Annotated in this window: 23 protein-coding genes; 12 read left to right on the plus strand and 11 right to left on the minus strand. The window is 63.7% G+C overall.

What is annotated here, in order from left to right; translation table 11 throughout:
• Window positions 1-111: 111 nt before the first annotated feature.
• Genes BRW65_RS01310 through BRW65_RS01330 form a run of 5 tightly spaced genes read right to left on the minus strand, consistent with a single transcriptional unit; the run spans window position 112 to window position 5,344 of the window.
• On the minus strand, window positions 112-1,314 hold the full coding sequence (locus BRW65_RS01310) for a thiolase family protein (RefSeq protein WP_073870304.1): 1,203 nt from the start codon (window positions 1,312-1,314) through the stop codon (window positions 112-114).
• Window positions 1,315-1,356: 42 nt separating this feature from the next.
• The gene (locus tag BRW65_RS01315; protein ID WP_073870307.1) at window positions 1,357-1,758 is read right to left on the minus strand and encodes a Zn-ribbon domain-containing OB-fold protein; all 402 of its coding nucleotides are present in this window, start codon (window positions 1,756-1,758) and stop codon (window positions 1,357-1,359) included.
• A 33-nt stretch (window positions 1,759-1,791) separates the two neighbouring features.
• Window positions 1,792-2,838, minus strand: a complete 1,047-nt coding sequence (locus BRW65_RS01320; protein WP_073870310.1) for a dihydrodipicolinate synthase family protein — start codon at window positions 2,836-2,838, stop codon at window positions 1,792-1,794.
• Window positions 2,839-2,880: 42 nt separating this feature from the next.
• Window positions 2,881-4,041 (minus strand): amidohydrolase family protein, encoded by a 1,161-nt coding sequence (locus tag BRW65_RS01325; RefSeq protein WP_073870312.1) that lies wholly within the window; start codon window positions 4,039-4,041, stop codon window positions 2,881-2,883.
• Window positions 4,042-4,072: 31 nt separating this feature from the next.
• Window positions 4,073-5,344 (minus strand): amidohydrolase family protein, encoded by a 1,272-nt coding sequence (locus tag BRW65_RS01330; RefSeq protein WP_073870315.1) that lies wholly within the window; start codon window positions 5,342-5,344, stop codon window positions 4,073-4,075.
• 628 nt (window positions 5,345-5,972) lie between these two features.
• Between BRW65_RS01330 and BRW65_RS01335 the strand changes: the two genes are divergently transcribed.
• Together BRW65_RS01335 and BRW65_RS01340 are read left to right on the plus strand one after the other, a co-directional pair.
• On the plus strand, window positions 5,973-7,172 hold the full coding sequence (locus tag BRW65_RS01335) for a cytochrome P450 (protein ID WP_073870318.1): 1,200 nt from the start codon (window positions 5,973-5,975) through the stop codon (window positions 7,170-7,172).
• A gap of 84 nt (window positions 7,173-7,256) precedes the next feature.
• The gene (locus tag BRW65_RS01340; RefSeq protein WP_073870320.1) at window positions 7,257-7,448 is read left to right on the plus strand and encodes a ferredoxin; all 192 of its coding nucleotides are present in this window, start codon (window positions 7,257-7,259) and stop codon (window positions 7,446-7,448) included.
• Between the two features lie 107 nt (window positions 7,449-7,555).
• Here BRW65_RS01340 and BRW65_RS01345 read toward each other — a convergent pair whose 3' ends face one another.
• The 3 genes from BRW65_RS01345 to BRW65_RS01355 all read right to left on the minus strand — a co-directional run bounded on the left by BRW65_RS01345 (window position 7,556) and on the right by BRW65_RS01355 (window position 10,253).
• Window positions 7,556-7,858: a hypothetical protein gene (locus BRW65_RS01345; RefSeq protein ID WP_073870323.1), complete on the minus strand. Its 303-nt coding sequence runs from the start codon at window positions 7,856-7,858 to the stop codon at window positions 7,556-7,558.
• The gene (locus BRW65_RS01350) at window positions 7,855-9,363 is read right to left on the minus strand and encodes a class I adenylate-forming enzyme family protein (protein ID WP_073870326.1); all 1,509 of its coding nucleotides are present in this window, start codon (window positions 9,361-9,363) and stop codon (window positions 7,855-7,857) included. The genes BRW65_RS01345 and BRW65_RS01350 overlap by 4 nt, the downstream gene beginning before the upstream one ends.
• A 125-nt stretch (window positions 9,364-9,488) precedes the next feature.
• Entirely contained in the window at window positions 9,489-10,253 is a 765-nt protein-coding gene (locus BRW65_RS01355; RefSeq protein ID WP_073870328.1) for an SDR family oxidoreductase, read from the minus strand.
• Between the two features lie 435 nt (window positions 10,254-10,688).
• On the opposite strand from BRW65_RS01355, the gene BRW65_RS01360 reads away from it, so the two are divergent.
• Both BRW65_RS01360 and BRW65_RS01365 read left to right on the plus strand, forming a co-directional pair.
• Window positions 10,689-12,029 carry a cytochrome P450 gene (locus BRW65_RS01360; protein WP_244167949.1) on the plus strand — a complete coding sequence of 447 codons (1,341 nt, stop codon included), beginning with the start codon at window positions 10,689-10,691 and terminating at the stop codon, window positions 12,027-12,029.
• A 40-nt stretch (window positions 12,030-12,069) separates the two neighbouring features.
• A complete protein-coding gene (locus BRW65_RS01365; RefSeq protein WP_084187643.1) occupies window positions 12,070-14,121 on the plus strand; it encodes a molybdopterin-containing oxidoreductase family protein in 2,052 nt (683 codons plus the stop codon).
• Window positions 14,122-14,243: 122 nt separating this feature from the next.
• Here the strand turns inward: BRW65_RS01365 and BRW65_RS01370 are convergent, their stop codons facing one another.
• The 3 genes from BRW65_RS01370 to BRW65_RS01380 are packed head-to-tail and all read right to left on the minus strand — an operon-like array spanning window position 14,244 to window position 18,880.
• Window positions 14,244-16,358: an acetate--CoA ligase family protein gene (locus BRW65_RS01370; RefSeq protein WP_073870336.1), complete on the minus strand. Its 2,115-nt coding sequence runs from the start codon at window positions 16,356-16,358 to the stop codon at window positions 14,244-14,246.
• Between the two features lie 3 nt (window positions 16,359-16,361).
• On the minus strand, window positions 16,362-17,618 hold the full coding sequence (locus BRW65_RS01375; protein WP_073870339.1) for an acyl-CoA dehydrogenase family protein: 1,257 nt from the start codon (window positions 17,616-17,618) through the stop codon (window positions 16,362-16,364).
• 11 nt (window positions 17,619-17,629) lie between these two features.
• Window positions 17,630-18,880 carry an acyl-CoA dehydrogenase family protein gene (locus BRW65_RS01380; RefSeq protein WP_084187645.1) on the minus strand — a complete coding sequence of 417 codons (1,251 nt, stop codon included), beginning with the start codon at window positions 18,878-18,880 and terminating at the stop codon, window positions 17,630-17,632.
• Window positions 18,881-19,138: 258 nt separating this feature from the next.
• Here BRW65_RS01380 and BRW65_RS01385 point away from each other — a divergent pair, with 258 nt between their 5' ends.
• The 8 genes from BRW65_RS01385 to BRW65_RS01420 are packed head-to-tail and all read left to right on the plus strand — an operon-like array spanning window position 19,139 to window position 25,505.
• A complete protein-coding gene (locus BRW65_RS01385; protein WP_073870345.1) occupies window positions 19,139-19,897 on the plus strand; it encodes an enoyl-CoA hydratase/isomerase family protein in 759 nt (252 codons plus the stop codon).
• 28 nt (window positions 19,898-19,925) lie between these two features.
• Complete coding sequence (locus BRW65_RS01390; RefSeq protein ID WP_073870348.1) at window positions 19,926-21,101, plus strand: acyl-CoA dehydrogenase family protein; 1,176 nt, start codon at window positions 19,926-19,928, stop codon at window positions 21,099-21,101.
• Window positions 21,098-21,640 (plus strand): FAS1-like dehydratase domain-containing protein, encoded by a 543-nt coding sequence (locus tag BRW65_RS01395; protein WP_073870352.1) that lies wholly within the window; start codon window positions 21,098-21,100, stop codon window positions 21,638-21,640. Before BRW65_RS01390 ends, BRW65_RS01395 begins: the two co-directional genes overlap by 4 nt.
• 6 nt (window positions 21,641-21,646) lie before the next feature.
• Window positions 21,647-22,726: an acyl-CoA dehydrogenase family protein gene (locus BRW65_RS01400; protein ID WP_073870355.1), complete on the plus strand. Its 1,080-nt coding sequence runs from the start codon at window positions 21,647-21,649 to the stop codon at window positions 22,724-22,726.
• Window positions 22,723-23,160 (plus strand): MaoC/PaaZ C-terminal domain-containing protein, encoded by a 438-nt coding sequence (locus BRW65_RS01405; protein ID WP_208611736.1) that lies wholly within the window; start codon window positions 22,723-22,725, stop codon window positions 23,158-23,160. The genes BRW65_RS01400 and BRW65_RS01405 overlap by 4 nt, the downstream gene beginning before the upstream one ends.
• Window positions 23,153-23,902, plus strand: coding sequence for an enoyl-CoA hydratase-related protein (locus BRW65_RS01410; protein ID WP_167373975.1), 750 nt, complete (start codon window positions 23,153-23,155; stop codon window positions 23,900-23,902). Before BRW65_RS01405 ends, BRW65_RS01410 begins: the two co-directional genes overlap by 8 nt.
• Window positions 23,899-25,071 carry a thiolase C-terminal domain-containing protein gene (locus BRW65_RS01415; RefSeq protein WP_073870359.1) on the plus strand — a complete coding sequence of 391 codons (1,173 nt, stop codon included), beginning with the start codon at window positions 23,899-23,901 and terminating at the stop codon, window positions 25,069-25,071. The genes BRW65_RS01410 and BRW65_RS01415 overlap by 4 nt, the downstream gene beginning before the upstream one ends.
• Window positions 25,068-25,505 (plus strand): Zn-ribbon domain-containing OB-fold protein, encoded by a 438-nt coding sequence (locus tag BRW65_RS01420; protein WP_084187648.1) that lies wholly within the window; start codon window positions 25,068-25,070, stop codon window positions 25,503-25,505. Before BRW65_RS01415 ends, BRW65_RS01420 begins: the two co-directional genes overlap by 4 nt.

Genomic DNA, 25,505 nt, shown 5'->3' on the forward strand with positions numbered 1-25,505 from the left:
TGCCCTGGAACGCCTCACGAGGTCAGCGTTGATCGCGAACGTCGTTGGCCTCCGTAGGAAGAGCAGCCGTTGCCATGCACGCTCGTCACCCGCGAGCGATTCAGGCGTGTGCTACGCGGCGGATTTCTCCAGGATGTGCACGCCACATGTTGAGCCGAGACCGATGACATGAGCCAGACCGACGACCGCATTCGGGATCTGCCTGGGGCCGGCCTCCCCACGGAGGTGGTGGCAGATCTCCCAGACATTCGCGATTCCGGTCGCCGCGATCGGGTGTCCTTTCGACTCGAGGCCACCCGACACGTTGACCGGTGTCTTGCCCTCCCTGGTTGGTGCTCCAGACTCGAAGAAATCCACAGCGCCGCCCTCGGGGCAGAGCATCAGGTTGTCGTAGTGGACCAACTCGGCGGTGGCGAAGCAGTCGTGCAGTTCGACGAGGTCGAGATCTTCGGGACTGACGCCTGCTTGTTCGTAGGCCAGCTTCGCGGCGTTCCGGGTCAGCGTGTTGATGTTGGGCAGGACTTGGCAGCCCTCCTCCCATGGGTCGGTCGTCAGGACCGACGCCGACACCTTCACCGCCCGCTTCCGCTGTTCGGCTGACATCGTTTTGAGCCGTTCCCCGCTGACCAGGACCGCGGCCGCCGCACCGTCGCAGTTCGCCGAGCACATGGCGCGGGTATTCGGGTATGCCATCATCGGCTCGGCCATGATCTGCTCGACAGTCATCGACTTCGTGTACGCGGCAAGCGGATTGAGCGTCGAGTGATCGTGGTTCTTCGCCGATATCCGGGCGAACAACTCGAAACTCACTTCCCCGTACCGGTGGCCGTATTCCAGGCCAACCTGTGCGAAAACGCCTGGCATTGCGGCCGTACCGATTCGGCCGTCGAGCGGCGCAACGGCACCAAACCGTCCCTTCGGCACCCAACGGTCTTCACTGGGCGCCTCGGCGAGACCGAGCATGCCTGCCCCTGAGAGCTTTTCGGCACCGACCGCTAGACCGATCTCAGTCTCCCCGGCCTTCAACGCCATCATCACCGTCCGCAGCGCAGTGGCGCCGGTCGCGCACGCGTTCGCCACGTTGAATACCGGTATTCCGGTCTGGCCAACCTGCTTCTGCACATCCTGGCCGAGTCCGGTTCCCATGCCCGACAGGTTTCCGGCCGCAATCACGCCGATGTCGCGAATGGATACACCCCCGTCAGCCAACGCGCCCAACGTCGCCTCGGAAGCCAAGTCAACGACATCCAGCGTGGGGTGTTTTCCGAACTTCGTCATGTTGATACCGAGAATGTAAATGTCGTCGGCCGCCATCGATACCTCTTATTTCGACTCAGAAAGAGAAAGCACTACGTGTTACGCGACGTTGATCGGCTCGAAGCCGAACCCCACAGCCTCGACGCCGTCCCCGTCCTTACCGATCGAATACGTCGCCAACCGGAGCTTCATACCGGTCTTGATGTGGTCGGGGTGGGGTTCGATGTTGATCACGTTTCCCCGCACGCTTGTGCCATCGCAGTCGATGACGCCGGCGACGAAGGGAACGGGAATCCCGGGCATGGCGAAATTGACGATCGTGAACGTTCGCAGTATGCCGGTCTGCGCCACCCTCGCGATCTCGAATCTTGTTCCACCGCAACTGGCACACGCGTTGCGGCGGTCGAAGAATTGGGCACCGCACGACGCGCACTTGTGGGTTACCAGATGCGGATCGTCACCGAGCACCAAATAGTCGACCAGTGGCACAGGCGCTGTCATGACGGACCATCCTCGCGGCGACGCACCATTTCGTTACGCACTTTCCAGCGCCCCGGTCACGGCAGAACTAGTCAACGCCTTGCCTTCCAGTCCGGCGGCGACGAAGAGATCAGCGATCTCCTTGCGCCCTGCTTCGCCGAGGCGCGCTTGAGGCGGACGCGAATACGGATAGTCGCCTACCGGCAGGCCAATCGTGCTCGCCGCAACCTTCACCACTTCACCCCAATGCGTGAGATACCCAGGCCTGCCTGGGAACTCGCCAAATTTTGGCGACAACGGCATTCCGCCAACGTTTGCGCCGCGGTGAGCGCGCGCCTCGTCCAGCTTCCCGTCCCAGATCAGCTGCCAGTAAGCGCTGAACCACTTGTTGTCCGCGCTCTCGTACAGCCACGCGATGTTCCCGAGCTGTCCGGAACAGACGATGCCCTGTTGTAACCAGCCCGCCTCGTAGACCAGCGTGTCGCACTCCCAAATGGCGATGTCGGGAGCTAGCGCGTGCAGCACCGTGGTGTTCACCGTGCTGTCCATTACGCCCTCCTTGACGGCCACCACGGCGGGAACGGCGTGATGGACAGCGGCCATCTCCTCACCCGTCATGACGTAACCGGACGAATTACTGTTGAACATGCCCAAGGCGATGTCTGTTCGATCGGCGACATATTGGAAGAAGCGCTTTACCCCCTCGCCGCCGTGCACCTCCATCGTCGGCGTCTGGATGAAGGCGATGTCGGCGCCGTTCTCCTGGGCGTGCAGCGTCAACTCGGCCACGTCCTTGGCGCATTCGGCGGTCGTGCAGGCCTGGATCACCACAGCGGGATTGATTGCGCGCGCCTCCTCTACCGCGACCTCGAGGAGTCGCTTGCGCTCATCGAGCGTCAACGCCCACCATTCGGCACACCCGCTGGTCAGCCACAGCATGTTGTGGCCGAGGTCGCCGATGCAATAACGAATCAGCACGCGGTAGGCATCCCAATCGATGTCGTCGCCGTCTTTACCGCTGAACGGCGTGAAGAGCGAGTCTCCGATTCCGTGTAGACCGCCGTCCTTCACCCACTGTTGCGCATCGCGTGCCGCGACCATGGTGTACCTCCTGTCATCCCAGATACCGCCGTGCCATCGCCCTCAGACGAGTGGTGTGACCTCAGCGGGGTCGAAGTTGAAGACCTCGAGCGCGTTCTCGCGGAACACCTTTCGTGCGATGGCAGGGTCCGCAATGAGCTTGGCCTGCTCGGCGACGACCTCGCGCGAGTGCGGATACGTTCCCTCTTCGTGCGGATAGTCGTTGCCGAACATCAGCATCGACGGGCCGGTGAGCGCGATGTTGCCGATTCCTACGGTGTCTCTGGCGAACGTGGAATGGACTTGGCGCTTCGCGTAGTAGCTAGGCGGATGCTCGAGGTCGGGATAGACGGACGGCTGACCCTTCTGACCGCCGTACGACACGAATTCGTCGTAGCGGCGGAAGGCGATGTCGGAGTTGTCCATTGTCTCGTTGGTCCACGCCATCCAGCCCACATTGAACTCCACCAGCACCACGTGGATTCCCGGATGGTCGGCGAGCACTCCAGAGGTCGCGAGCAGGGTGGCGACCTGGGGGGCCATCGACTGGATGTAGAGGTTGTTGGCGACCGTCGCACCGGGCCCGCGGAATGCCCGCATCGGATGTCCGGTCCCCTGGTGCATGGCCACCGGAAGGCCGGTGCGCTCGATCGCATCCCACATGGGACCCCACTGCCGGTGATTCCACATCGGGTTGGCCATCGCCGGCAGCATGATCGCACCCAGCCCGATCTCGGCTATGTGTTCAACCTCCGCGACCGCCATCTCTGGAGTCCACGTCGGCACGATGCCGGCACAACAAAACCGCGGCGAGTGCCGGTGCAATTGGTCGAAGATGTAATCGTTGTAGATGCGGCAACTGGCCTGACCACCCTCGGCGCTCTCCAGCATCCAGACCTGAAGGGCGATGGTCGGAAAGATGCACTCGCCCGCAACGCCGTCTTCCCGCATGACTTCGAGTCGCTTCTCGGGCTTCAGGACCGCCAACCGGTCCTCCTCGGCCTGCATGTCCTTCTGAAACGCGTGCTGGCCGTTCATGATGAGACTCCAGCCACCGTCGCCCGAGGACGCGAGCCCGTGCATCGCCTGATCCTTCAGCGAAGCGGGCAGATTCGACGACCACAGGTCGCGCGGCTCGTTGACGTGCGAGTCCGCTGAGATGAATCCGATCGAGGTGATCGAATCGTCGGTTTGCGGCGCCTCGGGCGCCACGACGTTCGTCATATTTGTTCCCTTCCTCAGAAGCCGGTCGGGGTCACCAGACTCCGATTCCGGCGGCCTCGTTTTGCTTCTTCCACTCGGCGCGCGGCATCCGGTTCACGTCGACGTCGGTGGCCTTGGCGCGAAGCGCGCCAACGGTGGCCTCCTCACGCGGCGTGTATTTGAATGGATCCCAGTCGAAGAACCGGCACGCGTTCTCGAAGGTGATCTTGTTGATTTCCTCTGGAGTGCAGCCGGCATCCATGAACTCACCCCAGGCCAGCTCGGGGGAATAGGGCCACGTCGTGTCGGTGTGCGGGTAGTCGCACTCCCAGGCGATGTTGTCGATGCCGATTCGATCGCGCAGCCTGAGTCCGGCCGGATCGGTGATATAGCACGCCAAAATGTGCTCGCGGAAGATATCGGACGGCTTCTTGCCGTTGAAGTCATTACCGTGGTCGAGCCAGGATTGGTTGTCGACGTGGCGATCGATCCGGTCCATGTAGAACGGGATCCAGCCGATTCCGCCCTCGGACAGGGCTACCTTCAAGTCCGGGAAGTTTCGCAACGTGGGCCCGAAGAGCAGATCCTGCGCCGTGATCGCACTGATCTGGCAGGCGAGCACCATCATGTGGTCGACCGGGGCCTCCTTCGGCGTCTGGATGACGTCGTAGCCGGCACCGATGTGCAGGCAGAGCACCATGTTCTCGTCACACAACGCCTTGAGCATCGGATCCCAGTAGCCGGACAGGAAGCTCGGGTAACCCTTGCTGTGCGGGGTCTCGAGGAAGGACATCGCCTTGTGGCCCTTTTTGCCCATCCGGTGGACCTCGGCCGCCGCCAGTTCCACGTCCCACATCGGGACGACGCCCTGCGGGATGAATCGTCCCGGGTACTCAGCACACCATTCGTCGACGACCCAGTCGTTGTATGCCTGCAGCATGATGTACGCCAACGGCTTGTCCGGCGCCTCGGCAAATGTCCGCGCATTGAACCCCGCCATGGTCGGGAAGTTCAGCGACGCCAGCATGCCGTTGGCGTCCATGTCCCGCACCCGCGCGTGGACGTCGAAACATCCCGGCCTCAGTTCCGACAGACTGCCCGCGTTGAAGCCCCACTCGTTCTTGGGCCATCCAACGGTCGCGCCCAGCCCCAGCAGGGTCGAGGCTTTGTCGCCCTGAAAAACCCACTCGTCGATGCCGTGCTCGTTGCGGATGAGCTTGGGCGCCTGATCCTTGTATTTCTCGGGCACGTGGTTGTCGTACATGTCGGGCGGCTCGATGTAGTGATCGTCGATGCTGACCATGATCATGTCGTTCATTTCCATGGGAAGCTCCTGTCGTGTGTGGCCCAAAATGGACCGAGATCACTTGAGGTGTTTGGTAGCCGTCCGCTCGTAAGGCGCCTGGGCCGTTCGACGTCGGAAGCGGCGCTGACAGCCGTCAGCATTCGCCTCCTGGCGGTGCGATCCGCCGCGTCGAACACGCCACCCGCGCCCGTGCCGCCACAGGTTCGCGCGCGAAAGGTCACTTCACGGTCACTTCACAACCCCATCCCGGCCCGCAGGTCGAGAGCTGAAACCAAGTAACAGCCTCTTTTCTATACTAATTCGGGAACTCTGTCGAGTACCCCCGATGGGAGCCGTACACCCGACCGGACCTCCGAGGGTGGCGGGCACTCACCTGGGAGAACTGCCGGCGTCGGCGAATCCACCTGCTCCGGGGGCTTTAATGGCCTCCCCGTCGATACCGTCACCGGCAGGCATTCGAGCGGATTCCACCCGCACTACATTGACTTTTCTAGTCACCTATTATAATCTCCATCAACCCCAAGTTTGAGCTTCTAGCCCCGCCAGGGCACGCACGCCAGCGGGACGGGGGTACGGTGCTCGCGCGGCATTGCATATCTGACGCCAGCACGGGGCACCGAATTGAATAGACACGAGGAGAGTGCACGTGGTCGCGCCCGTCGAAGAGGTTTACTGGGATCCGTACGACGCCGAACTCGACAAAAACCCGTACGAGGTCTGGCGGCGATTGCGCGACGAGTTTCCCGTGTATCGCAACGACAAGCACGATTTCTGGGCGCTGAGCCGCTTCGCCGATGTTCAGGCGGCATCCCATAACTCGAAGACGTTTTCGTCCTCTCACGGCACCGTGCTCGAGTACATGGGCAATCACTTTGGTGATATGGAAGTCCTCATCTTCATGGACCCACCGGCGCACACCGCGTTGCGGGCCCTGATCTCTCGGGCGTTCACTCCCAAGCGAACCTCGGCGATGGAGGACCGGATCCGCGCCATCTGCGGCAAACTGCTCGACCCACACGTCGGAAGCTCTGGCTTCGATTACGTCAGGGACTTCGCCCAGCAACTGCCTTCGATGGTGATCTCGTCAATGCTCGGAGTGCCGGAATCCGAGAACGAAGAGGTCAGGCTCAAGATCGATGAGATCTTCCATATCGACCCGCAGGCCGGGATGATGAACGAGATCTCCATCAATGCGCGCCTGTGGATAAGGAGCTACATCCTTAACGCGCTTGACGAGCGACGCAAGAATCCTCAGGACGACATGTTCACCGCTCTGACCCAGGCCGAACTGTCTGGCGAGGAGGGTGTCACCCGCAAGCTGACCGACGACGAGGCCGCTGACTTCGGGGGTCTGCTCGTCACTGCCGGCACGGAAACCGTTGCACGACTTTTGGGTTGGGCTGCGGTCACGTTTCCCAAGCATCGTGACCAACTCAGGTTGATGGCCGAGGACCATAGCCGCATCCCGGGAGCCGTCGAAGAGCTGCTGCGCTACGAGGCGCCCTCACCCGTACAAGGGCGATGGACACTCAACGAGGTGGAAATGCATGGGACGGTGGTCCCCGCGGAGTCCAAAGTGCTGCTGCTAACGGGATCCGCCGGTCGCGACGAGCGCCAGTACCCCGACGCGGACAAATTCGACATCACGCGCGACCCCAAACAGCACGTCTCTTTGGGGATCGGAGCCCACTACTGCCTTGGTGCCGCACTGGCCCGACTCGAGGGTCGAATCGCCCTCCAGGAGACGGTTCGCCGTTTCCGTGACTGGGACGCCGACATCTCCGCCGCCGTACAGGTACATACCAGCACTGTCCGCGGCTGGAGTTCGGTACCTATCACCTTGTGAGACATACGGATTCCCGTTCTCGCAACGGGCGAGGGTCGCGGCCTCAGATATCACGATTCATGGTGAAGATAGGGTGACATAGCTGTGAAAGTCGTTGTGGATTGGGAAATTTGCGAAAGTAACGCGTTGTGCATGGCCGAGGCGCCGGAGGTGTTCGAGATGCAGCCGGACGACACTATGAAGGTCCTGCAAGAGGAACCCGACGAGTCGCTGCGCGCGAAAGTAGTAGCGGCAGCTCACGCTTGCCCCAAGCAGGCTATTCGAATACGCGATTGACGGCCGACACCCCCCAGCCCCTTGGACCGGCATCGCGGATCTAACGGCCGCAAGGGGTTCGAATGCGCGGCGTGGACGACGCGAGAGTTCGGCTAGGACGCGCGCTCTCAGTCACTGGCGGGTAGCGGTTTGGCTTCCTTGACGACCAAAGGCGTGGTCCCGATAGACAGCGAACCGTTGCCCGCCTTGGTAACAAGCACCTCGGCCCCGGCCTCGTCGGTGTAGCGCTTACCCATGAGCGTGCCTCCCGCGAACTCGGGATCGATGGTTGCGCCCGCGGTAGCCTGCGTACCAATGGGGATCATCGGTACCCCGCCGGCGCGAAGATCGTCGAGACTGTCGGCGCTGCGGACGACAATGACCTGGGTGTCGCATACCTGACTCTGAAGACGAGTTCCGTTCTTGATCATGCGTGCTCCTTACTGCAATTCAGCTCGGTGACGAGGTCGCGGCGCAGCACCTTGCCGGTCGCGTTGGTGGGCAATTCGTCGCGGAAAACTACCTTGTCCGGAGTCCGCGACCCGCGAAGCTGTTGGCGAACGTGGGAGCGCAGATCCTCGGCGTCAGGCGTGGCGCCCGGGGTGGGGACCACGACGGCGACGATGATCTGACCCCACTCAGGATCGTCGGCCCCGACCACCGCGCAATCGTGCACGTGCGGATGCTCGACCAGGACCTCCTCGATTTCAGCCGGCGCGATGTTCTCTCCGCCTCGGATGATCGTGTCGTCCGACCGCCCACCGATGAATAGGTAGCCCTCGTCGTCTAAATAGGCCACGTCCTTGGTCGGAAACCAGCCGTCTTCGTCCAGTACGGATCCGACGCCTGTGTAGCGGCCCGACACCTGCTCGCCCCTGACAAAAAGCTCACCCACCTCGCCGGACCCGAGCACCGTGCCGTCCTCAGCGCGGATCTGCACCTCGACGCTTGGCACCGGTTGACCGACCGAACCGAGCCGACGCGCGGCGACCGGGTCATCGGATACTAGCGCGGCCCGATGGTCCTCGGGAGTGAGAACGGCGATGGTGGAACTGGTTTCGGTGAGTCCGTAAGCGTTGACGAACCCGACCTCGGGTAGCAGCGAAAGCGCCTTGCGCACGAGCGGCGCGGCAACCTTTGAGCCCCCGTAGGCCAGGGTCCGAAGGGTGGGCAATGTCGGCCCATCAGATGAAGACTCTTCGAGCACGGCGACGATTCGATCGAGCATAGTCGGCACGACAGTCGCCGACGTCACTCCTTCATCGCCCACCAGCCTCACCCAGGCGTGCGCATCAAAGTTGGTCAGGTAAACCATCTTCCGGCCCGCGTAGAGGTTGGACAGTGCCGCCGAGACGCCGGCGATGTGGTACGGCGGAACGCAGATCAAAGCGGCGTCACCGCGATCGGCTGAGCCGAACTCCACGCTGCCGGTGATATAGCTGGTCAGGTTAGTGTGCTTTAGCTCAACGGCTTTCGGTGCCGAGGTGGTGCCCGAGGTGAAGAGCACGACGGCAACCGCGTCCGGATCGGCGAATTCGGCCGCGGGTTCGGCGCGGCGTGCGGCGTCGAGGAACTCGGCCGAGGAAAGCGCCTGCTTGCCGGCGTCGCCGATCATCTCTCGATACTCGTCGTCGACTATCACCAGCGGTTCCGGGAGTCGACCGATCAAGGTACGCAGGCCGTCGGCGGACAGCCGGTAGTTCAGCGGGGTCAGCGGAACAGCAGCCCGTGCCGAGGCGAACAATAGTAGCGGCAGCATTGCCCCACCAGTGCCGACGTAGGCGACGTGTTCGGCGCCCGAGGACGCGATGACCCCGGCGCCGCCGTCGGCCAAATCGCTCAACTGCGTCACCGTCAGCTGCAGCCCATCTGACACCACAGCGGTCCGGTCAGGATCCGCTGACGAAGCCATCTCCAATAACAACGAAATACTCATTGCCTCACCCGACCAGCTCTGGGTTGGTCGGTGACGGCTTGACATCCGTCACGGGATTGACGTCGAGCCACGGTGTCGCCATCCGATCTCCAAGCCATTGAGGATGTTGTTTTCCCATCTCGAGGTTATGCCCGGCTACTCGGGCCTGGTCGCGGCACGATGTGGACCGTCTCCGTCCGCACTGACGGCGTGCGCCGAGCATTTGCGATCAGTGACAGCAAGGTGTTGGCAACGTCAACGACATCGGATACGGAGTCCGTTGTGATTTTTTGCTGTGTCCACGTCTGGTTCAGATCGGCAAGCACATCCCGGTCGGCCCCACGCAGGATTTCGGTCCCGCTTGTGGGGCCGAGGTTTACCCGGATCACATTCACCGAAGGGTGCTCGACGCCCCACGACCGCCAAATTTCCTCGAGGGCGGCCTTGCTCGCGTTATAGGCTGCGACACCAACGCGCGGACGTCCGGCCTCGTGGCTAGAAGTAACCAGGGCGACGGCGTCGGGGGCGAAGTAAGGCGCGGCCGCTCGCATCACATGAGATGCGCCCACGGCATTGACAGCGAAGGCGTGCATCCACGTGGCGAAGTCCGTCTCCTGGATGCGGGCGAACGGGACGACGGCGCTGGTGTAGATCAGGGCATCGAGCCCGCCAAGGTCGGCATCGACGGCCCTGAGCACTTTTTCGATCGCTGCGGGGTCGGACACGTCGAGCTCGTGGGCCGATCCGCCAAGGGACTTCGACAGCCGTTCCAGCCGGTCGAAGCGCCGAGCAGCCACACACACCCGAGCGCCGCGGGCACGCGCCGCGATCGACACCGCCTCACCGATGCCGGAGGACGCGCCGATGACGAGTGTGCGGACTCCCTCGAGGTCCGCGCCCCAGTCCGTCACTTACCCGCTCCTCCAGTGCAAACCGAACGTCGGCGACAGCGGAGAAACAACTCCGTGTGACCATTGACCGGTCGGAACATCCGCTAGCCGCTCCCTTGTATTTTCCTAATTCGGATAAATAAGTCAAGCTGCTGACCCCCTATAGGCGAGCGAAGCCGCAGGGTTCCACCGTGTTCTCGAATGTCTCGAAATCGCTTGTCTTCGCTACACGTCTGAGCTCGCCCGACGGAGGGTCAAGTTTGCCATCGCCCCCGCAATGCAGGCCGGACCCCACACGGGCACTTGGGATCGTCAGCTGCCCCATCAGCGCAGCTAGCACCCGCTCGTCTGCCGACGGGAAAGTGTCTCTGCGGCCATCCAGCACAGCGTGGGCGCGGGAAGTTTATGCTGCTTAGATATTTACAGCGGCTGGCCTCCAACCTAGGCTTGGTCACCATGCCGATCCGATCCCAGCTGCGATTCCTCAAGATGTACGGGCCAAGCCTCGCCACGGGTTTTCTCGATGACATGGCTAACGGCGTCGTGCGCAAGGCCCGCAGGAGGCCGATCCCGAGCGGCGTCCAAATCACCGACTTCGATCCGCTCGATGCGGAGACGACGGCGGACCCCTATCCCCACTACCGTGAGCTCCTGGCGCGCGGCCCCGTCCAATACAACCCACGCAGAGGCATCTACATCCTCAGTCATTACGAACATGTGCGCGCCGGCGCCCGAGCCTCCGATGTGTTGTCGAGCGCTGACGGCATTTCTTACAACCGCATGCGCTCACCCTCGCTGCTGACGGTGGATCCTCCCCGGCACACCGGAATGCGAAAGCAAGCTCAGCCAGCATTTACTCGGGGCGCACTGGAATCATGGCAAGCCATGGTCGAGCAGCTTGCGATCGATCACACCGCCGCGCTGTTCTCTCATCGTCAAGTGGACGTGGTCACTACACTCGCCGAACCATTGCCCACCGCTGTGATCGCCCACATTCTCGGAATCGCCGGCGACGACTTGGCCGCCTTCAAGGCATGGTCCAACGAAACCGTGCGCCTGGCCAACGCGAACATGTCGCTCTCGGGGCTTAAGCAGGGGATCGCGGGCATGCGGGCGATCGGCCATTTTCATCATTACTTCACGAACAAGTTGCGCCAAGGACAGCTGCTCGACGAGCACACCGTGCTGGGCCGACTGGTCGCCAACGCTCACAGCGGCAAACTCAGCAACGACGAGCTGTTCTTCTTTGCGTTCCTGCTGTTGCTGGCAGGCAACGAAACCACGACCAACATGCTCGGCACGCTCTTTTTGACGTTGTCCAACAACCCTGACCAGCTGCGGCTTCTTCAAGATCGCCCAGAGCTGGTCCCCAGCGCCATCGAAGAGCAGCTGCGGTACTTCGCGCCAATCCAAGGTCTGTACCGTACGGCGCGCGTCGACTATGTCGTCGAGAAGACAACGATCCCGGCGGGTTCACGGGTGTTGCTCTTGTGGGGCGCGGCCAATCGAGACCCACGTCAGTTCGACAACCCCGACGAATTTCGGGTCGAACGCAACCCCACCGGCCACTTGTCGTTCGGCTCGGGCGTGCACCTGTGCTTGGGTGCGCAGTTGGCACGGCTCGAGGGCCACACCGTATTGCGTCAGATCGTCAAACACGTGGACAGCATCGAGGTCGTGGGAGAGCCCGGCTGGCGCACCAATCCAACACTGCGGGGTTTGGCGAAACTCAACGTGCGGTTGACCCGGCGCGACGCCGCCACCGACCCGGCCCATCTAGTGGACGCCCACTCGTGACCGCCGCGGATTTTTAGTACCCACGTCGAGGGTGACCCGCATGACAGATGAGAGGGCGACCGCGCCTCAACAGGTGCGATTCAACTGCTTTCTCTGCGCATCCTGCTGTGGAATGTACGCGACCGTCGAGGGCGATCGGATCACCAAAGTCGTTGCCGATCGCGATCATCCGGCCTCGCATGGTTATAGCTGCAAGAAGGGGCGCAATATCCCCCAGGTGCATCATGCCGCGCACCGGATCGATCGGCCGCGGATCGACGGTGTCGAGGTCGAATGGACCGACTTTCTCGACGACCTGGCAACCAAGTTGCAACGACTGAGGGACGAGTACGGCGCCGACAGCATCGCGAAGTTCTCTGGCACCGGGACCTTCTCCGTCAACGAGTTGTTCGCGATGCACACCTTCTTCGGGATGATCGGTACGAAGTCCCTTTACAGCGCACTGACGCTCGATGTCGCGCCACTGATGCGGGCCGCCGAGTTGGTAACCGGCTTCACTCAGGCCGTGCCGGTCTGGACCCCCGATGAGCCTGCCGCGACATTGACGGTCGTCGTCGGACAGAACCCCTCGGTTTCCGGCGGCTATGTCGGAACCCCGGCCACCAACTTCAACGACCGGGTCCGCGCGTTCCGTAAGCGCGGCGGTGAGGTGTGGGCCATCGATCCACGAGCCACGCGCACCGCGCGGATGGCGAATCGGCACCTGGCGCCCCGGCCGGGATCGGACGTGTTCATCTTCGCCTGGCTCGCGCGTGAACTCCTTCGGGACGGCTTCGACGCCGATGAGCTCGAAACAGCCTGCGATGCCGACGATGTGGAGCGTCTGCGCACCGCGCTTGCTCCTTTCGATCTCGGGGTGGCGACGCAACGAACGGGTCTCGAGGAACACGACTTACTCGATCTGCTCGCGGCTATCAAGCGGCACGGCAAGGTTTCGTTCCTGCCAGGAACCGGGATTTCCTTCTCACCGGACGCAGTGGTGACGTACTGGCTCATCTGGGTGGTGGGCATCCTCACCGGCTCGCTGGACCGCAAGGGCGGAATGCGTTTCCTACCCGGGAACAGCGCGATGATGGACGGACCGAAATGGGAGGGCCATGCGCCCGAAGGCGGCTCCACGGGCCCTGGCCCGGCCAGTCGCCCCGAACTCGGCGAGATCTTCACCGAGCGACCGTCCGTCGCGATGGTCGACGAGATCGAGGCTGGAAACATTCGTGCACTGATAGTCGTGGGTGCCGATCCGGTGGGGGCCGCGCCGGAGGCGGAACGTCTTCTCGCGGCCCTTTCCACCCTCGAGGTGCTCGTCGTCGTTGACGTCCTCGAGTGGGACCTCACCGAGATCGCCACGCACGTCGTCCCGTGCACGTGGCTGACCGAACGTAACGACATGCGCTTCCTCCCGCAGCACGGGTTCGAACGGGCCTACGTCTCGACCGCGATCGTGGAACCCGGCGCGCAACGTCGACACGTGTGGCAACTTCTTTCAGAGTTGGGTTCTCGCATGGGTTTCCAGATCTTGTCGGTCATCCCCGGTGTCGACCCCGAGACGGTGACAGACAGAGAACTAATGTATGCCGTTACCCGCCTCACCTGCGAAGACGCCGAGGCGGTCTTCGAAGCAGGCATCGACGGGCGCGACGTCGATTTCCGATACGGATGGTTTCACGAGAAGGCGCTCCCAGGCGGGATGTGGAGGCTCGCGCCACGAGTGCTGACTGACCGCCTGCCCGGCCTCGTGCAGCGCACTGACGTTGCCGGACCTCGCTTGGTGAGCGGTCGCACGATCGAAAGTGTGAACAGCTCGCACTACGGGATAGCACTCGGGGAAGGAGCTCCTCGTATCCGGATCAGCGCCGACGTGGCGCGCGAACGAACAATCCAGACCGGAGATCGCGTGCGTATTTATACGGGGCGCGGCGAGGTCACCGGCGAGGTGCTCGTCGATCCGTCGATGGCCCGAGAGACCGTTTGGATCGCGCATGGATGGCACAGCCAGAATGTCAATCGTTTGACCAACCCTGTGCCTGACCTGCTGACCGGCCAGCCCAGCGTCACCGCGGTGCCCGTCGAAGTAGAGCGCATCCCCTCCTGACCGGGCGACCCGGTACTTCGATCGTTGAACGAAGGCCTGTCACCGCTGCCGAGCGATCGGCCCGTCGCTTTAGCCGTGGCGGCGTCATCCCCGACGTGGGGTTGTCGCCCCGCCAAGTGCGATCACCCGGGGTGGACGAAACACAATCCGTCGACCGCCAAGAACCCGTCCGTGGTAACGATCAGCGGGTTGATATCTATCGATTCGATCCACGAACGTCCCCCAGCCGCAAGGCACGAGGCTGCTACCAGGATGTCGCCAAGCGCGCCACGATCCCACGGCGGTGCCCCTCGGTGTCCATCGAGCACGCCGGTGTTGCTGAACTCGTCGATGAGATCGGCAGCGTCCGCTTGCGTTAACGGCGCGATCCGCCCGCCGATTCGCCGCAACACCTCCACGAAGACCCCACCCAGGCCGAAAACGACTAGCGGTCCCAATTCGCTAGAGCCCCTGATGCCGATGAAGGCCTCGCCACGACCGGCAACCATCGGTTGGACGGCGGCCAGTGGCGGCAATCCTGCGGCAGCGGAAATGGCCCTCAAGTCGTCGACAGCGGCCGACAAACCCTCCGCAGCAACGTTCAGACGGACCGCGTTGTGTTCAGTTCGGTGAGCTACGTCGGCTAACTTCACGACGTACGGCCCCGGGAAGGGAGGCAGGGAAACCTCATCATTCGCGGCGATTAAATGGTATGGCGCAGTGGGGATTCCGGCAGAATTGAGGAGATCCATGGTCGTCGCGAACGACAACATCAAATCGTCCCCAGCCTCGAGGAAAGGTCCATCTGGGCGGGCCACCGCGGAAATATCGGAAGGCGGGCGAACGCACAGCCCAGGGCGCAGCCGCATGAACGCCCCCATGGTCTGCAAGCCGCGCAGGCAGCCACGCAGACCGTTGCCGACTCCGATCTCCTGCTCGCGATACCGGTCCAGCCACGCGCCGGCGTGCCCCGCCAGCGGCGCGATGATGAATGGTTTGTCGCTCACCGCGCCGAATTCGGCGAACTCTTGATCTGTGAAGTCCGACTGGGTCCATTCCGCGTACTGGCTGTTGTAGAGCAAGGCGTCGAATTCCGGCGCCGAGGAATACTCGGACAGGACCTTGCGCCACAAACCGTCGATCACACCGACGAAGCCGGTCGCATCCAAGGGGTTCGTGACCACGCCACCGGGAATGTTCTCGCTCACGAACGGTTGTAGCCGATCAACCTCAGGAACACTTAAGCCCTCAACCTCAGCAAGGTCGCTCGCCAATTGGGCGAACCCTCCGGTCATCGTGAGGATTCCGAGTCCACGCACCGGCGACCATCGCCTCCGCGGTAGTTGTTCGAGGAACTGAACGCGGTCGATCAGATCGTCGATGTCCTCCGCCGGAAGGATGCCCGCCTGTTTGAAGGCGATGTCGTATACCCACGCATCACCGGTCAACGTCCCGGTGTGTGACGCCGCCATCCGCTGCGTCCGTTCGCTGCGCCCCAGCTTGATGGCCACCACCGGTTTGCCCGCCTCCAGGCATCGTCTGGCAGCGTCAAAAAACGCTTCGGGCCGCCGAATCTTTTCGATCGCCAACGCAATCACGCGCGTGTGCTCATCGCGCGCGAAGTAATCCAGGTAGTCGGCGATATCGGTCACGGGTTCGTTACCGGCGGAGACGAGGAGGTTGAAACCGACGCCGCCGGTTCGGGCCGCGGCGGCCGCCATCGCCTCGATCATCGCACCGCTGTGGGTTGCGGCCGAAAGCCCTCCCGCGCGGCGCCGAAAGATGGGCAGCATGCTCAGATGCAGCTGCCGCCGAACGTTGATCAGCCCAATACCGTTGGGGCCCACCACCGGGAGGCCACCCGCGAGCGCGGCGTCGACCATCCGCCGTTGCAAACGCGCGCCCTCGTCGCCCAGTTCGGCAAATCCACCCGCGCACGTCACTAATCCGCCGGCACGCGCAGCGGCGGCCTGCTCGACCAGATCGACAGTGCGCTCGGCGCCGAGCGCGCTGAACACGACATCAATGGGTTGCTCGATTTCCGAAAGCACACGGAAGGTGCGCCGCCCAAACGCTTTGTCCGCCTTGTGATGAACGAAGTAGCATTCGGCGCCGCTGTTAAGCGAATGCTGGACCGCATGCGCCCAGCGCGAGCCCTCACCGATGCCGACGAAAGCGATGGTCGCGGGATTGAGCAGCCGGTTCAGAGACGGTCTTGCCGCGGTGACATCGGGGTCGGTCGCTGGTTGCTCGGCCATGGTTCAGTTGTGCGGGAGATCGGAAAATGGCACGTCGCGGAAATCTGGCGCCGGGTCGCGCGGTAAGCCAAGAACCCGCTCGGCGATCTGGTTGAGCTGCATCTCAGTCGTACCGCCCGCCAGCGTGTAGGCCCGCGCATGAAGCCACTGGACGCCGATCGGATCCGGTTCGGACTCATCCCAAACAACGCCGCGCTCGCCGGCGATCAGCATGCCTAACTCCAATCGGCGAAAGCCCGTCTTGGATCCGAACAATTTGAGCAGGCTGGCACCCGCCCCCGGGAACCTACCCGAGCGCAGACCTTCGCTCACATGCTCAATGGCGGGTTGCTTCAGATTCGCCATCATCAGCGCCTCGCCCAGCGCTTGGCGGACCAACGGGTCAGACGTGACGCCGTACCGCTGCGCGAGAGCCACCAGCGGATCGACGACGTCCTGGGTGCCCCCTGCGGGGCTGAGCCGGGAGTCATTCATTCCGTTGTCTCCCAGCATCGTGCGCTCATGGAAAAGCATCCGCGAAGCCACTGCCCAGCCATCGTTGAGCTCACCCACCAGGTTGGCTGCGGAAATCCGCACGTCGTCGAAAAACTCTTCGCAGAATTCGCTGGTCCCGTTGCCGAGGCGGATCGGATTGACCGTCACGCCCGGGGCGTCAAGAGCCACGATAAGCATCGAGAGGCCTCGGTGCTTCGGCACGTCGGGGTCGGTACGCGCGAGCAGCAACCCGTATTCGCAGAGGTGGGCCGAGCTGCTCCAGATCTTGGCACCGTTCACCACGAATTCGTCACCGTCGCGCGTTGCTCGGGTCAGCGCGCCTGCCATGTCCGACCCGCCGCTCGGTTCGGAAAGAAGTTGCGTGGCAAGTTCATCGCCTCGCAACGCCGCGCGCACATACCGTGCACACTGCTCCTCGGTGCCGAAGTCCATGATCGTCGGAAGCACGATCCCATGCGTCACCGCGAATGCCAGTGGCAATTCGTACCCCGCCGCCTCGGCGAAGAACGCTTCTTGGTGCTTCTCGGTCAAACCAAGGCCACCGTATTGGCGCGGATAGCGGATGCCGGCGAGCCCGGCTTCCCAGAGGCGGCCCTGAAGTTCGCGGTGCCGCGCCGTCAGCGTCTCGATAGATTCCTCGCGACGCGAGTGCTCGCCCGCCTTCGGCAGATGGCCCGGTAACCACTGCCTGACGCGGCTACGGAACGCTTCTACCGATTCTCGAACAGCGACATCTTCACCCGAGTTCGTCATGTGATCGCTCATCTCGATGCCCGTCAGAACCCAGCCAGCTTGCAAAGCCGTTCTCGGTGTTCGGACGGCGAACCGTAGATCACGCGGTTCGTCGACGCACGCCGCAGATGCAGATGCAGATCGTGTTCCCATGTCATGCCCATGCCCCCGTGCATCTGAATGGCATCTGACACAAGATTGACGGCGGCGTCACCGATATAGGCCTTGGCCGTGCTGGCCAGCTCCGAGAAGTTACTCGAACGGGCATCCATCGCCTCGGCGAGCGCGGCCGATATCCCCGCAGCGCACTCGACCGCAAGAAGGTGTTCAGCGAGTCGGTGCTTGAGAGCCTGGTAGGACCCGATCACCCGTCCGAAGGCGTATCGCTGGCCGACCCATTCGATCGTCATCTCCAAGACGCGGCGCATCAGGGACGCGGTTTCGGCCGCCTGGATGGCAATCGCCGCACAGAATGCGAGTTCCGCCATCTCATCCCCGGCGGAAGCTCCGTGAACGCGCGCGCACGTTTTGACCGGGGTCGACACGAATTCGACCGTGCCGAAGGTGCGCAGAGGGTCGAGACCCCGCATGGGTGAGACGCTGACACCGGGAGCCGACTTGTCAACCACGAATTGCGCCAGCCCATCCGGCGCTCGGGCGGTGACGAGGAAGGTGTCGGCGTCGGGCGCTCCCTCGACGAAGTGTTTAACACCAGTGATCGCATAGCCGTCCTTGCTCCGTTCCGCTCGTGCGGTCACGCTCGACGGTTCCCAGCCACCACCGTCCGACAATGCCCAAGCCGCGACTGCACTTCCGTTGAGGACAGCCGCCAGAGTGTCGGCTTGGCAGACGTCGTGCGCCAGGACGAAGGCCACCACATTGCTCGGACCCAACGGCCCCGGTGCGATGTGGCGTCCAGACTCCTCAGCGAGCACTGCGACATCGGCGAACGGCAGGCCGCTGACGCTGCCGCCACCCGATTCCTCGGGAACGAGCAACGACGTCCAACCCAGTTCACTGGCCGCGGTCCAGAAGGTGCGGTCGAGCGCCGCTGTGTCCGAGGCGATCTCGTGCACCTTCTCCGACGATGCGTGGTGATCGAGAAACTTCCGAGCGGCGTCCCGAAGCGGGCGCTGCTCCAGTTGAACGTCAGTACTCAATCTCGCTCCTCGAAAACTGGCACCGCACGGATGCTGCCCCATCCGACATATTGTTTTAAAGAGATCATATTGCCGCGCCGGCCCTCTCTCGGAGTTCGGCCGGCCGCCGTGCACTGACCGGACCCGGGCATCCATGCCCACCCATTGCGTCGCTCCTCAGCAGCTGCCGCCCGCGGCATCCACTTAATAGGTTAGATGATTAAGCCTATGATATAGAGTAGTCGGTGTGCGGATCCTGCCCACGCACCCCCCGCACGACTCGGAAGGACCGGAAGGAGCAGCGTCGGTGTTGGATCCGCCGTCTGTTGGCTTGGAAGACCGGGTACGTGAGACCTTCGTCGTCGCTCGCGAAGAGGCCCCACACACGGTCATCGTCGTCACGTTGAACAGTTCATGAACCGAACGTTCGCCGAATACTCCCGGCTCTATCGGCATGTGGCGATGCGCCGAGACGGGGGGATCATCGAGCTCCGACTACACACCGATGGCGGGCCGCTGGTATGGGGCGCCGGACCTCACCAAGAACTCGGTCACTGCTTCGGCGACGTCGGCGCCGATCGCGACAACAAGGTCGTGATTCTCACCGGCAGCGGTAACACCTTTCTGCGAGCACTGGACAATTCCTGGGTCGGGCCGATGACGCCCGAAAAGTGGGATCGCATCCATTCCGACGGAATCCGGCTCCTGACCGCGCTTCTGGCAATCCCGGTACCCGTGATAGGGGCTGTCAACGGGCCTGCCACGGTGCACGCAGAGCTCGCCGTGCTCAGCGACATCACCCTGGCAGCGGACACCGCCTATTTCCAGGATGCGCCACACTTCCGGTACGGGACCGTTCCCGGTGATGGCGTACACGTGGTCTGGCCGGCGCTGCTCGGACCCAACCGGGCCCGCTACTTTCTGCTGACAGCACAGAAAATCGACGCCGTTGAGGCACTCCACCTTGGGGTGGTCAACGAGGTGCTGCCGGAGGTGGATCTCATGGACCGGGCATGGGAGCACGCTCGCATGTTGGCCGGCCAGCACGAGGTCGCGCTGCGGTGCACGCGCGCCGCGCTCGTCAACGATTTGCGCCGCAAGCTCGCCGACGGACTCGGCCACGGGCTCGCCTTGGAAGGCCTGACTGCGTACGCGACATGGCCGCAGAAGTGACGGTCGAGCGAAGGACCGACGGCCGCTGATGGACCTGACCTACAACGCCGAGCAGACGGCATTGCGCAAAGAGCTGCGGGCTTACTTCGCCGATCTGATGAAACCCGCGCTTCGCCACGAACTCGAGAATGAGGTGCACGGCGGCCCCTGTTATAAGGGCGTCATCCGAGAGCTCGGTAAACGCGGGCTGTTGGGGATCGGCTGGCCAATCGAGTACGGCGGCCAGGGCCGAGACGCCATCGACCAGTACATCTTTTACGACGAAGCCCAACGCGCAAGAGTGCCGGTACCTTTCGTCGCCCTCAATACGGTGGCGCCGACGTTGATGGAGTTCGGTACCGAGGAGCAGAAGAACGCCTATCTGCCCGGAATCCTCGCGGGCGAGATCGACTTCGCCGTGGGATACAGCGAAGCCGACGCGGGCACGGATCTCGCGTCGCTGCGTACGCGCGCTGTCCGAGAGGGCGATCACTGGGTGGTCGACGGCGCCAAGATGTGGACCAGCCGGGGCGGCACCGCCGAATTCGTGTGGCTGGCCGCCCGGACCGACCCCGAAGCCCCCAAACACCGCGGAATCTCTATCTTCGTCGTCGACACCCGCACCCCAGGTTTTCGTGCCACCGAGATCCGCACCATCGCGGGTTACAGCACATTCGCCACGTACTACGACGGCGTCACCGTGCCCGACCGCGACCTGGTCGGCGGGCTCAATACGGGGTGGAAGCTGATCACGGCGCAACTGAACCACGAGCGTCTTGCGCTCGCCGCGTTCAACGGACTGGCCTTTACACTGCTCGACGAGGTCACCCGCTGGGCGCTGACTCCGGCGGGCCCACGAGGCTCGCGGCGCGCCGACCTGCCCTGGGTGCAATCGGCGCTGGCCCGCTGCCACGCATTGCTCTCCCCTCTGCATCTGATCAACGCCGAGCTCAGCTGGAAGATCGGCCGAGGCGAACTCAGTGCCGCCGACGCGTCGGTGGCGAAGGTGTATGGCACCGAAACAGTCATCGAGGTGTACCGCCTGCTGATGGAAGTCCTTGGCGCGCTGGCCACCGTCCGCGAGGGGCGACTACAGCAACTGCGCGGAGACCTGGAATGGGCCTACCGGCGCGCTGTCATCAACACGTTCGGCGGCGGAACCAATGAAGTCCAGCGCGAGATCATCGCCGCCGGCGCGCTGCACACGCCTCGGGTGCCGCGGTGACGGCCGAAACAGACATCACCCGACTGCACGCTGAATTGCTGGCGTTCGTCGGACGCACGGGCGCCAGCCCCCGACGCGCCGATGACCCGGTCAACCTCCCGATGATCCGGCACTGGTGTCAGGCGATGGGCGATAACAATCCCGTGTACACCAGCCGGCAGGATGCAATCGACGCCGGTTTTGCCGACATCGTGGCCCCGCCAACGATGTTGCAGTCTTGGACCCATCACGACCGCCGCTTCGACGTGCCTGAACTCAGCGACGACGACGGAGAGGAGATCTTGGCCCGCCTGCTGAACGAAGCGGGCTATCCCAGCGTCGTCGCGACCGCGTGCGAAGCGGAATACGTGCGTTACCTGGTGCCGGGGGATCTGCTCACTTATCACTGTGTGATCGAGTCGATCTCCGAACCCAAGACCACGAAGTTGGGCACCGGCTTCTTCATCACCACCTTGGTCAGCTACACCGACCAGAACGACGAGGTCGTCGGCACGCTGCGCTTCGTGGTGTTCCGCTTCAGACCCTCCGATAAGGACTGAGTCGTCATGGATTTTCGGTTCACCGAGACGCAACAGGTCATCGCCGAAGTCGCCGCAGGTGTCTTGCACCAGGTGGCTGAGGGCGACGACACCGCCGGGTGGGACGCACTGATTTCGTCGGGTCTGCTGTCCAACTTCGCTCCCCAGTCGACAGGCGGTGACCACCTCGGCGCGGCTGAGGCCGTGCAACTGTTCGTCGCCATCGGCGCGAAGGCCCTCGACGTGCCCGCGATCGGCGCGCTGGTGTCCATGACGGTGCTCGACCGCTACGGCAATCCGGCCGCACACGACGCGCACCTGCGTGAAATTGCCTCCGGACGGGAAGTATTCGCGCTGGCGATTGCCGAACCCGGCGCCGACACCGTCGAACACGGCCAGACCACGGCGGTCCAGTGCCGTGACGGTTGGCGCATCGACGGGACCAAAGTGGCTGTCGCCTTTGCCGAACGCGCGTCGCGCGTGCTCGTCACCGCGTCGCTTCCCGACGGCACAGCCGGGGTATTCCTCGTCGATCCGCGACAGGCCGGTGTCTCACTGACCGAAGAGTTAGCCACAACCGGCGCCACCCGCTGGACTGTGGATCTCGAATCCGTCGAGGTCGACACGAGCGACGCGTTGACGCATCCCGACGCCGCGCCCGCGTTGCAGCGCCACGCGCTGCTCTACCTGTCGGCCCAGCAACTGGGTTGCCTGCAAGGGGCTTTGGAGCTCGCCGCGTCCTACACGACGGGACGCCGGCAGTTCGGACGGGCAATCGCGACCTTTCAGGCGGTCGCCAATCGGCTGGCCGACGCGTACATCGACCTGCAAGCGCTGCGGTGGACGGTGTACGACGCCGCCGACGCGATGGACCGCAACCGCGGCGATGCCACGCTCGCGGTGGCCACCGCCAAGTTCTGGGCGGCCGAAGCCGGGCACCGCATCGCGTCGACGGCGCAGCATGTCCACGGCGGAATGGGCGTCGACATGGATTACCCGATGCACCGATTCTTCCTGCGCGCCAAAGATATCGAGTTCACTCTTGGCGGCGCCTCAGCGCAGCTTGCGACGGTTTGGGCACAGCTGGAAGCGCGGGTGAAACCGTGAGCGCGGTGCAGCCCCCGAAAGCGGCCCCCGGCACGGCGCTGCCAGATCTCGACATCCCGATCACGACGACGCTGATCGTCGGCGGAGCGATCGCGTCCCGCGATTTCTACCCCGGTCATCACGACGCGAGAATTGCGCGAGAACGCGGCTCGGCGGACGTGTTCCTCAACGTCATGACCACTTCCGGTCTCGTCGGTCGCTACCTGACCGACTGGGCCGGCCCACGCGCGGTGATCCGCTCGCTGGCCGTGAAACTCGGCGCGCCGGGCTACCCGGGCGACGTCCTGGCGTTGCGCGGTGAAGTCACCGAGGTGACCGCGGACGATGTCGGCCAACTGCTGACGATCCGGGTTACCGGGAGCAACCGCCTCGGTGACCACGTCCGCGCCACCGCCAAGCTTTTCCTACCCGCAACGGAGCCCCCGCGTGACTGACGCCGCCGAAACGATCCTCACCGATGTGCGCGACGGGGTCGCCACCATCACCCTGAACCGTCCGCACCGGCGCAACGCATTCACACCACCGATGCGCGAACGCTACAACGCCGAACTGGCCGCCGCCGCCGATGACGATGCGGTGCGGGTGATCGTCGTGACCGGCGCAGGAGATGCGTTCTGCGCCGGTGCCGACACGGCCCAACTCGACGGAATTGCCGGCGGCACAGCTCAACCCGATTTCAACTCGAGCACCCCCGCCAGACTCATCGGGATTGGCAAGCCGGTCATCGCCGCGGTCAACGGTCCCGCCGCCGGCGCGGGGGCCGTCGAGGCAATGGGTTGTGACATCCGGTTCGCCGGGCCCGGAACGAAATTCCGCTTCTTGTTCACCCAACTCGGGCTGGTTGCCGAGAACGGTGTGGCGTGGCTGCTGAGTCGATCCGTCGGCACCCATCGGGCGCTGGATCTGCTGCTGTCCGGACGCACGGTAGATGGACGGGAGGCTGGACGCATCGGGCTGGCCGAATACACCGACGGCGATGTGCTCGAAGCGGCCCAACGCTACGCAACCGGCATCGCCGAGCGGTGCGCACCCAACGCGGTGGCCACGGTCAAGTCACAGGTCTATGCCAGCCTGCAACGCACACTCGCCGACGACATCGCGGCGTCGAACGAACTCGTAGTTGCCGCCCTGGCAGGCGACGAGTTCCGCACCGCACTGACGAAGGGTCGCCGTTGAGCACACATCGGCTTCGAGGCGCATTGTCCGTCGCGGGGATCGGCGAGACCGCCGGTGGGCACCATCCTGAGCGGTCGAGCGTCCAGTTGCATGCCGAAGTCGCCGTGGCGGCCGCACGCGACGCCGGCGTAGCGCTGTCCGACGTGGACTGCTTCATCACGGCCAACTCCCGGGTACAACCGTTCCTCTATCACGCTGAGATGGTTGCCGAGTACCTCGGTATCGCGCCCGCGCACTGTCTGACCCTCAATACCGGGGGCTCCACGTCGGCGGCCGTTCTGCAGTATGCCGCGGGCATGTTGCTGACCGGGCAGGCGAAGCATGTCCTGGTCGCCAAGGCCGACAACCTGGCCACCGGTATGGGCAAGACGGCGACCATCGAATCGATGGCGACCATCGGTCACCCGCAGTACGAATCGCCCTCCGGCCCATTGATTCCCGCCCTGTACGCGCTCTTTGCAGCCCGATACATGTACGAGACAGGTGTGACAGCCGAGCACGTGGCACTCGCTGCGGTGGTCGACCGGCAATGGGCCGCACTGAACCCGGCCGCCCAGTATCGGTCGCCTCTGTCGGTGGACGAGGTACTCGAGTCCAAGATGATCGCCGACCCGCTGCATCTACTGGACTGTGCACCGATCTCGGATGCCGGCTCGGCGATGCTGGTCACCACCACCGAGCGTGCGCGCGATCTTCGATGGCCGCCGATCGCCTTGCTCGGCATCGGCGAAACGCACGACTTCGAGCACGTCTCGCAGGCGGCTGATCTGGGACGTACCAGCGCGGTTGCGTCCGGCGAGACCGCGTTCGCGATGGCCGGCGTGTCCCGCAGTGACATCGATGTCGCGATGGTCTATGACGCATTCAGCTTCATCCAGCCGATGCAACTCGAGGACCTTGGATTCTGCGGTCGCGGCGAGGGCGGCGAATTCATCGCCTCGGGCGCCACGGCGCCCGGCGGCGCATTGCCCACCAACACTCACGGCGGTGTGCTTTCGCATTCGCATGCGGGCAAATCGAGTTCGCTGTTCCAGATCACCGAAGCCGTTGCACAGCTGCGCGGCAACTGCGGTGGCCGCCAGGTGCCCGATGCGCAACTGGCACTCGTCCACACCGAGGGCGGAATCCTGGCCTCGCACTGCACCACCATTTTCGGACGGGACCAATGAGCATTTCGGACAACGAGCGACACCCCTGGCCCTGCCCGGTCCCCGACCAGGACTCCGAGGGCTACTGGGGCGCCACGGCGCGCGGTGAGTTACTGCTGCAGCGCTGCGAAGACTGTGCCAACGTGCAGCACTATCCGCGGCTGTTCTGCACTCGCTGTCACGGGCCACGATTGACGTGGACGCCGGCGAGCGGGCGCGGCGTCATCTACAGCAGGACGGTTGTGCGCCGCGCGCCCACGCAAGCGCTGCGAGCCGAGGCACCGTACGTGATCGCGATTGTCGAACTCGAGGAGGGCCCAAGGGTTTTCGCCAATGTCGTCGATTCACCAGTCGACGACGTCGTAATCGGCAAGACCGTCACGGTCGGCTTCCGCGACCAGGGCGGGGTGTCGGTTCCTGTGTTTCGGCTCAGCTCGGAGACGCTGCCGACCTAA

This window comes from Mycobacterium paraffinicum (assembly GCF_001907675.1).
Classification (GTDB): domain Bacteria; phylum Actinomycetota; class Actinomycetes; order Mycobacteriales; family Mycobacteriaceae; genus Mycobacterium; species Mycobacterium paraffinicum_A.

What these genes read in the sequence shown, in the direction of transcription:
- BRW65_RS01310 (WP_073870304.1), bottom strand. Translation starts at nt 1,314, where the DNA reads ATGGCGGCCGACGACATTTACATTCTCGGTATCAACATGACGAAGTTC.
- BRW65_RS01315 (WP_073870307.1), bottom strand. Translation starts at nt 1,758, where the DNA reads ATGACAGCGCCTGTGCCACTGGTCGACTATTTGGTGCTCGGTGACGAT.
- BRW65_RS01320 (WP_073870310.1), bottom strand. Translation starts at nt 2,838, where the DNA reads ATGGTCGCGGCACGCGATGCGCAACAGTGGGTGAAGGACGGCGGTCTA.
- BRW65_RS01325 (WP_073870312.1), bottom strand. Translation starts at nt 4,041, where the DNA reads ATGACGAACGTCGTGGCGCCCGAGGCGCCGCAAACCGACGATTCGATC.
- BRW65_RS01330 (WP_073870315.1), bottom strand. Translation starts at nt 5,344, where the DNA reads ATGGAAATGAACGACATGATCATGGTCAGCATCGACGATCACTACATC.
- BRW65_RS01345 (WP_073870323.1), bottom strand. Translation starts at nt 7,858, where the DNA reads ATGATCAAGAACGGAACTCGTCTTCAGAGTCAGGTATGCGACACCCAG.
- BRW65_RS01350 (WP_073870326.1), bottom strand. Translation starts at nt 9,363, where the DNA reads ATGAGTATTTCGTTGTTATTGGAGATGGCTTCGTCAGCGGATCCTGAC.
- BRW65_RS01360 (WP_244167949.1), top strand. Translation starts at nt 10,689, where the DNA reads ATGCCGATCCGATCCCAGCTGCGATTCCTCAAGATGTACGGGCCAAGC.
- BRW65_RS01365 (WP_084187643.1), top strand. Translation starts at nt 12,070, where the DNA reads ATGACAGATGAGAGGGCGACCGCGCCTCAACAGGTGCGATTCAACTGC.
- BRW65_RS01370 (WP_073870336.1), bottom strand. Translation starts at nt 16,358, where the DNA reads ATGGCCGAGCAACCAGCGACCGACCCCGATGTCACCGCGGCAAGACCG.
- BRW65_RS01375 (WP_073870339.1), bottom strand. Translation starts at nt 17,618, where the DNA reads ATGAGCGATCACATGACGAACTCGGGTGAAGATGTCGCTGTTCGAGAA.
- BRW65_RS01380 (WP_084187645.1), bottom strand. Translation starts at nt 18,880, where the DNA reads ATGGATGCCCGGGTCCGGTCAGTGCACGGCGGCCGGCCGAACTCCGAG.
- BRW65_RS01385 (WP_073870345.1), top strand. Translation starts at nt 19,139, where the DNA reads ATGAACCGAACGTTCGCCGAATACTCCCGGCTCTATCGGCATGTGGCG.
- BRW65_RS01390 (WP_073870348.1), top strand. Translation starts at nt 19,926, where the DNA reads ATGGACCTGACCTACAACGCCGAGCAGACGGCATTGCGCAAAGAGCTG.
- BRW65_RS01400 (WP_073870355.1), top strand. Translation starts at nt 21,647, where the DNA reads ATGGATTTTCGGTTCACCGAGACGCAACAGGTCATCGCCGAAGTCGCC.
- BRW65_RS01420 (WP_084187648.1), top strand. Translation starts at nt 25,068, where the DNA reads ATGAGCATTTCGGACAACGAGCGACACCCCTGGCCCTGCCCGGTCCCC.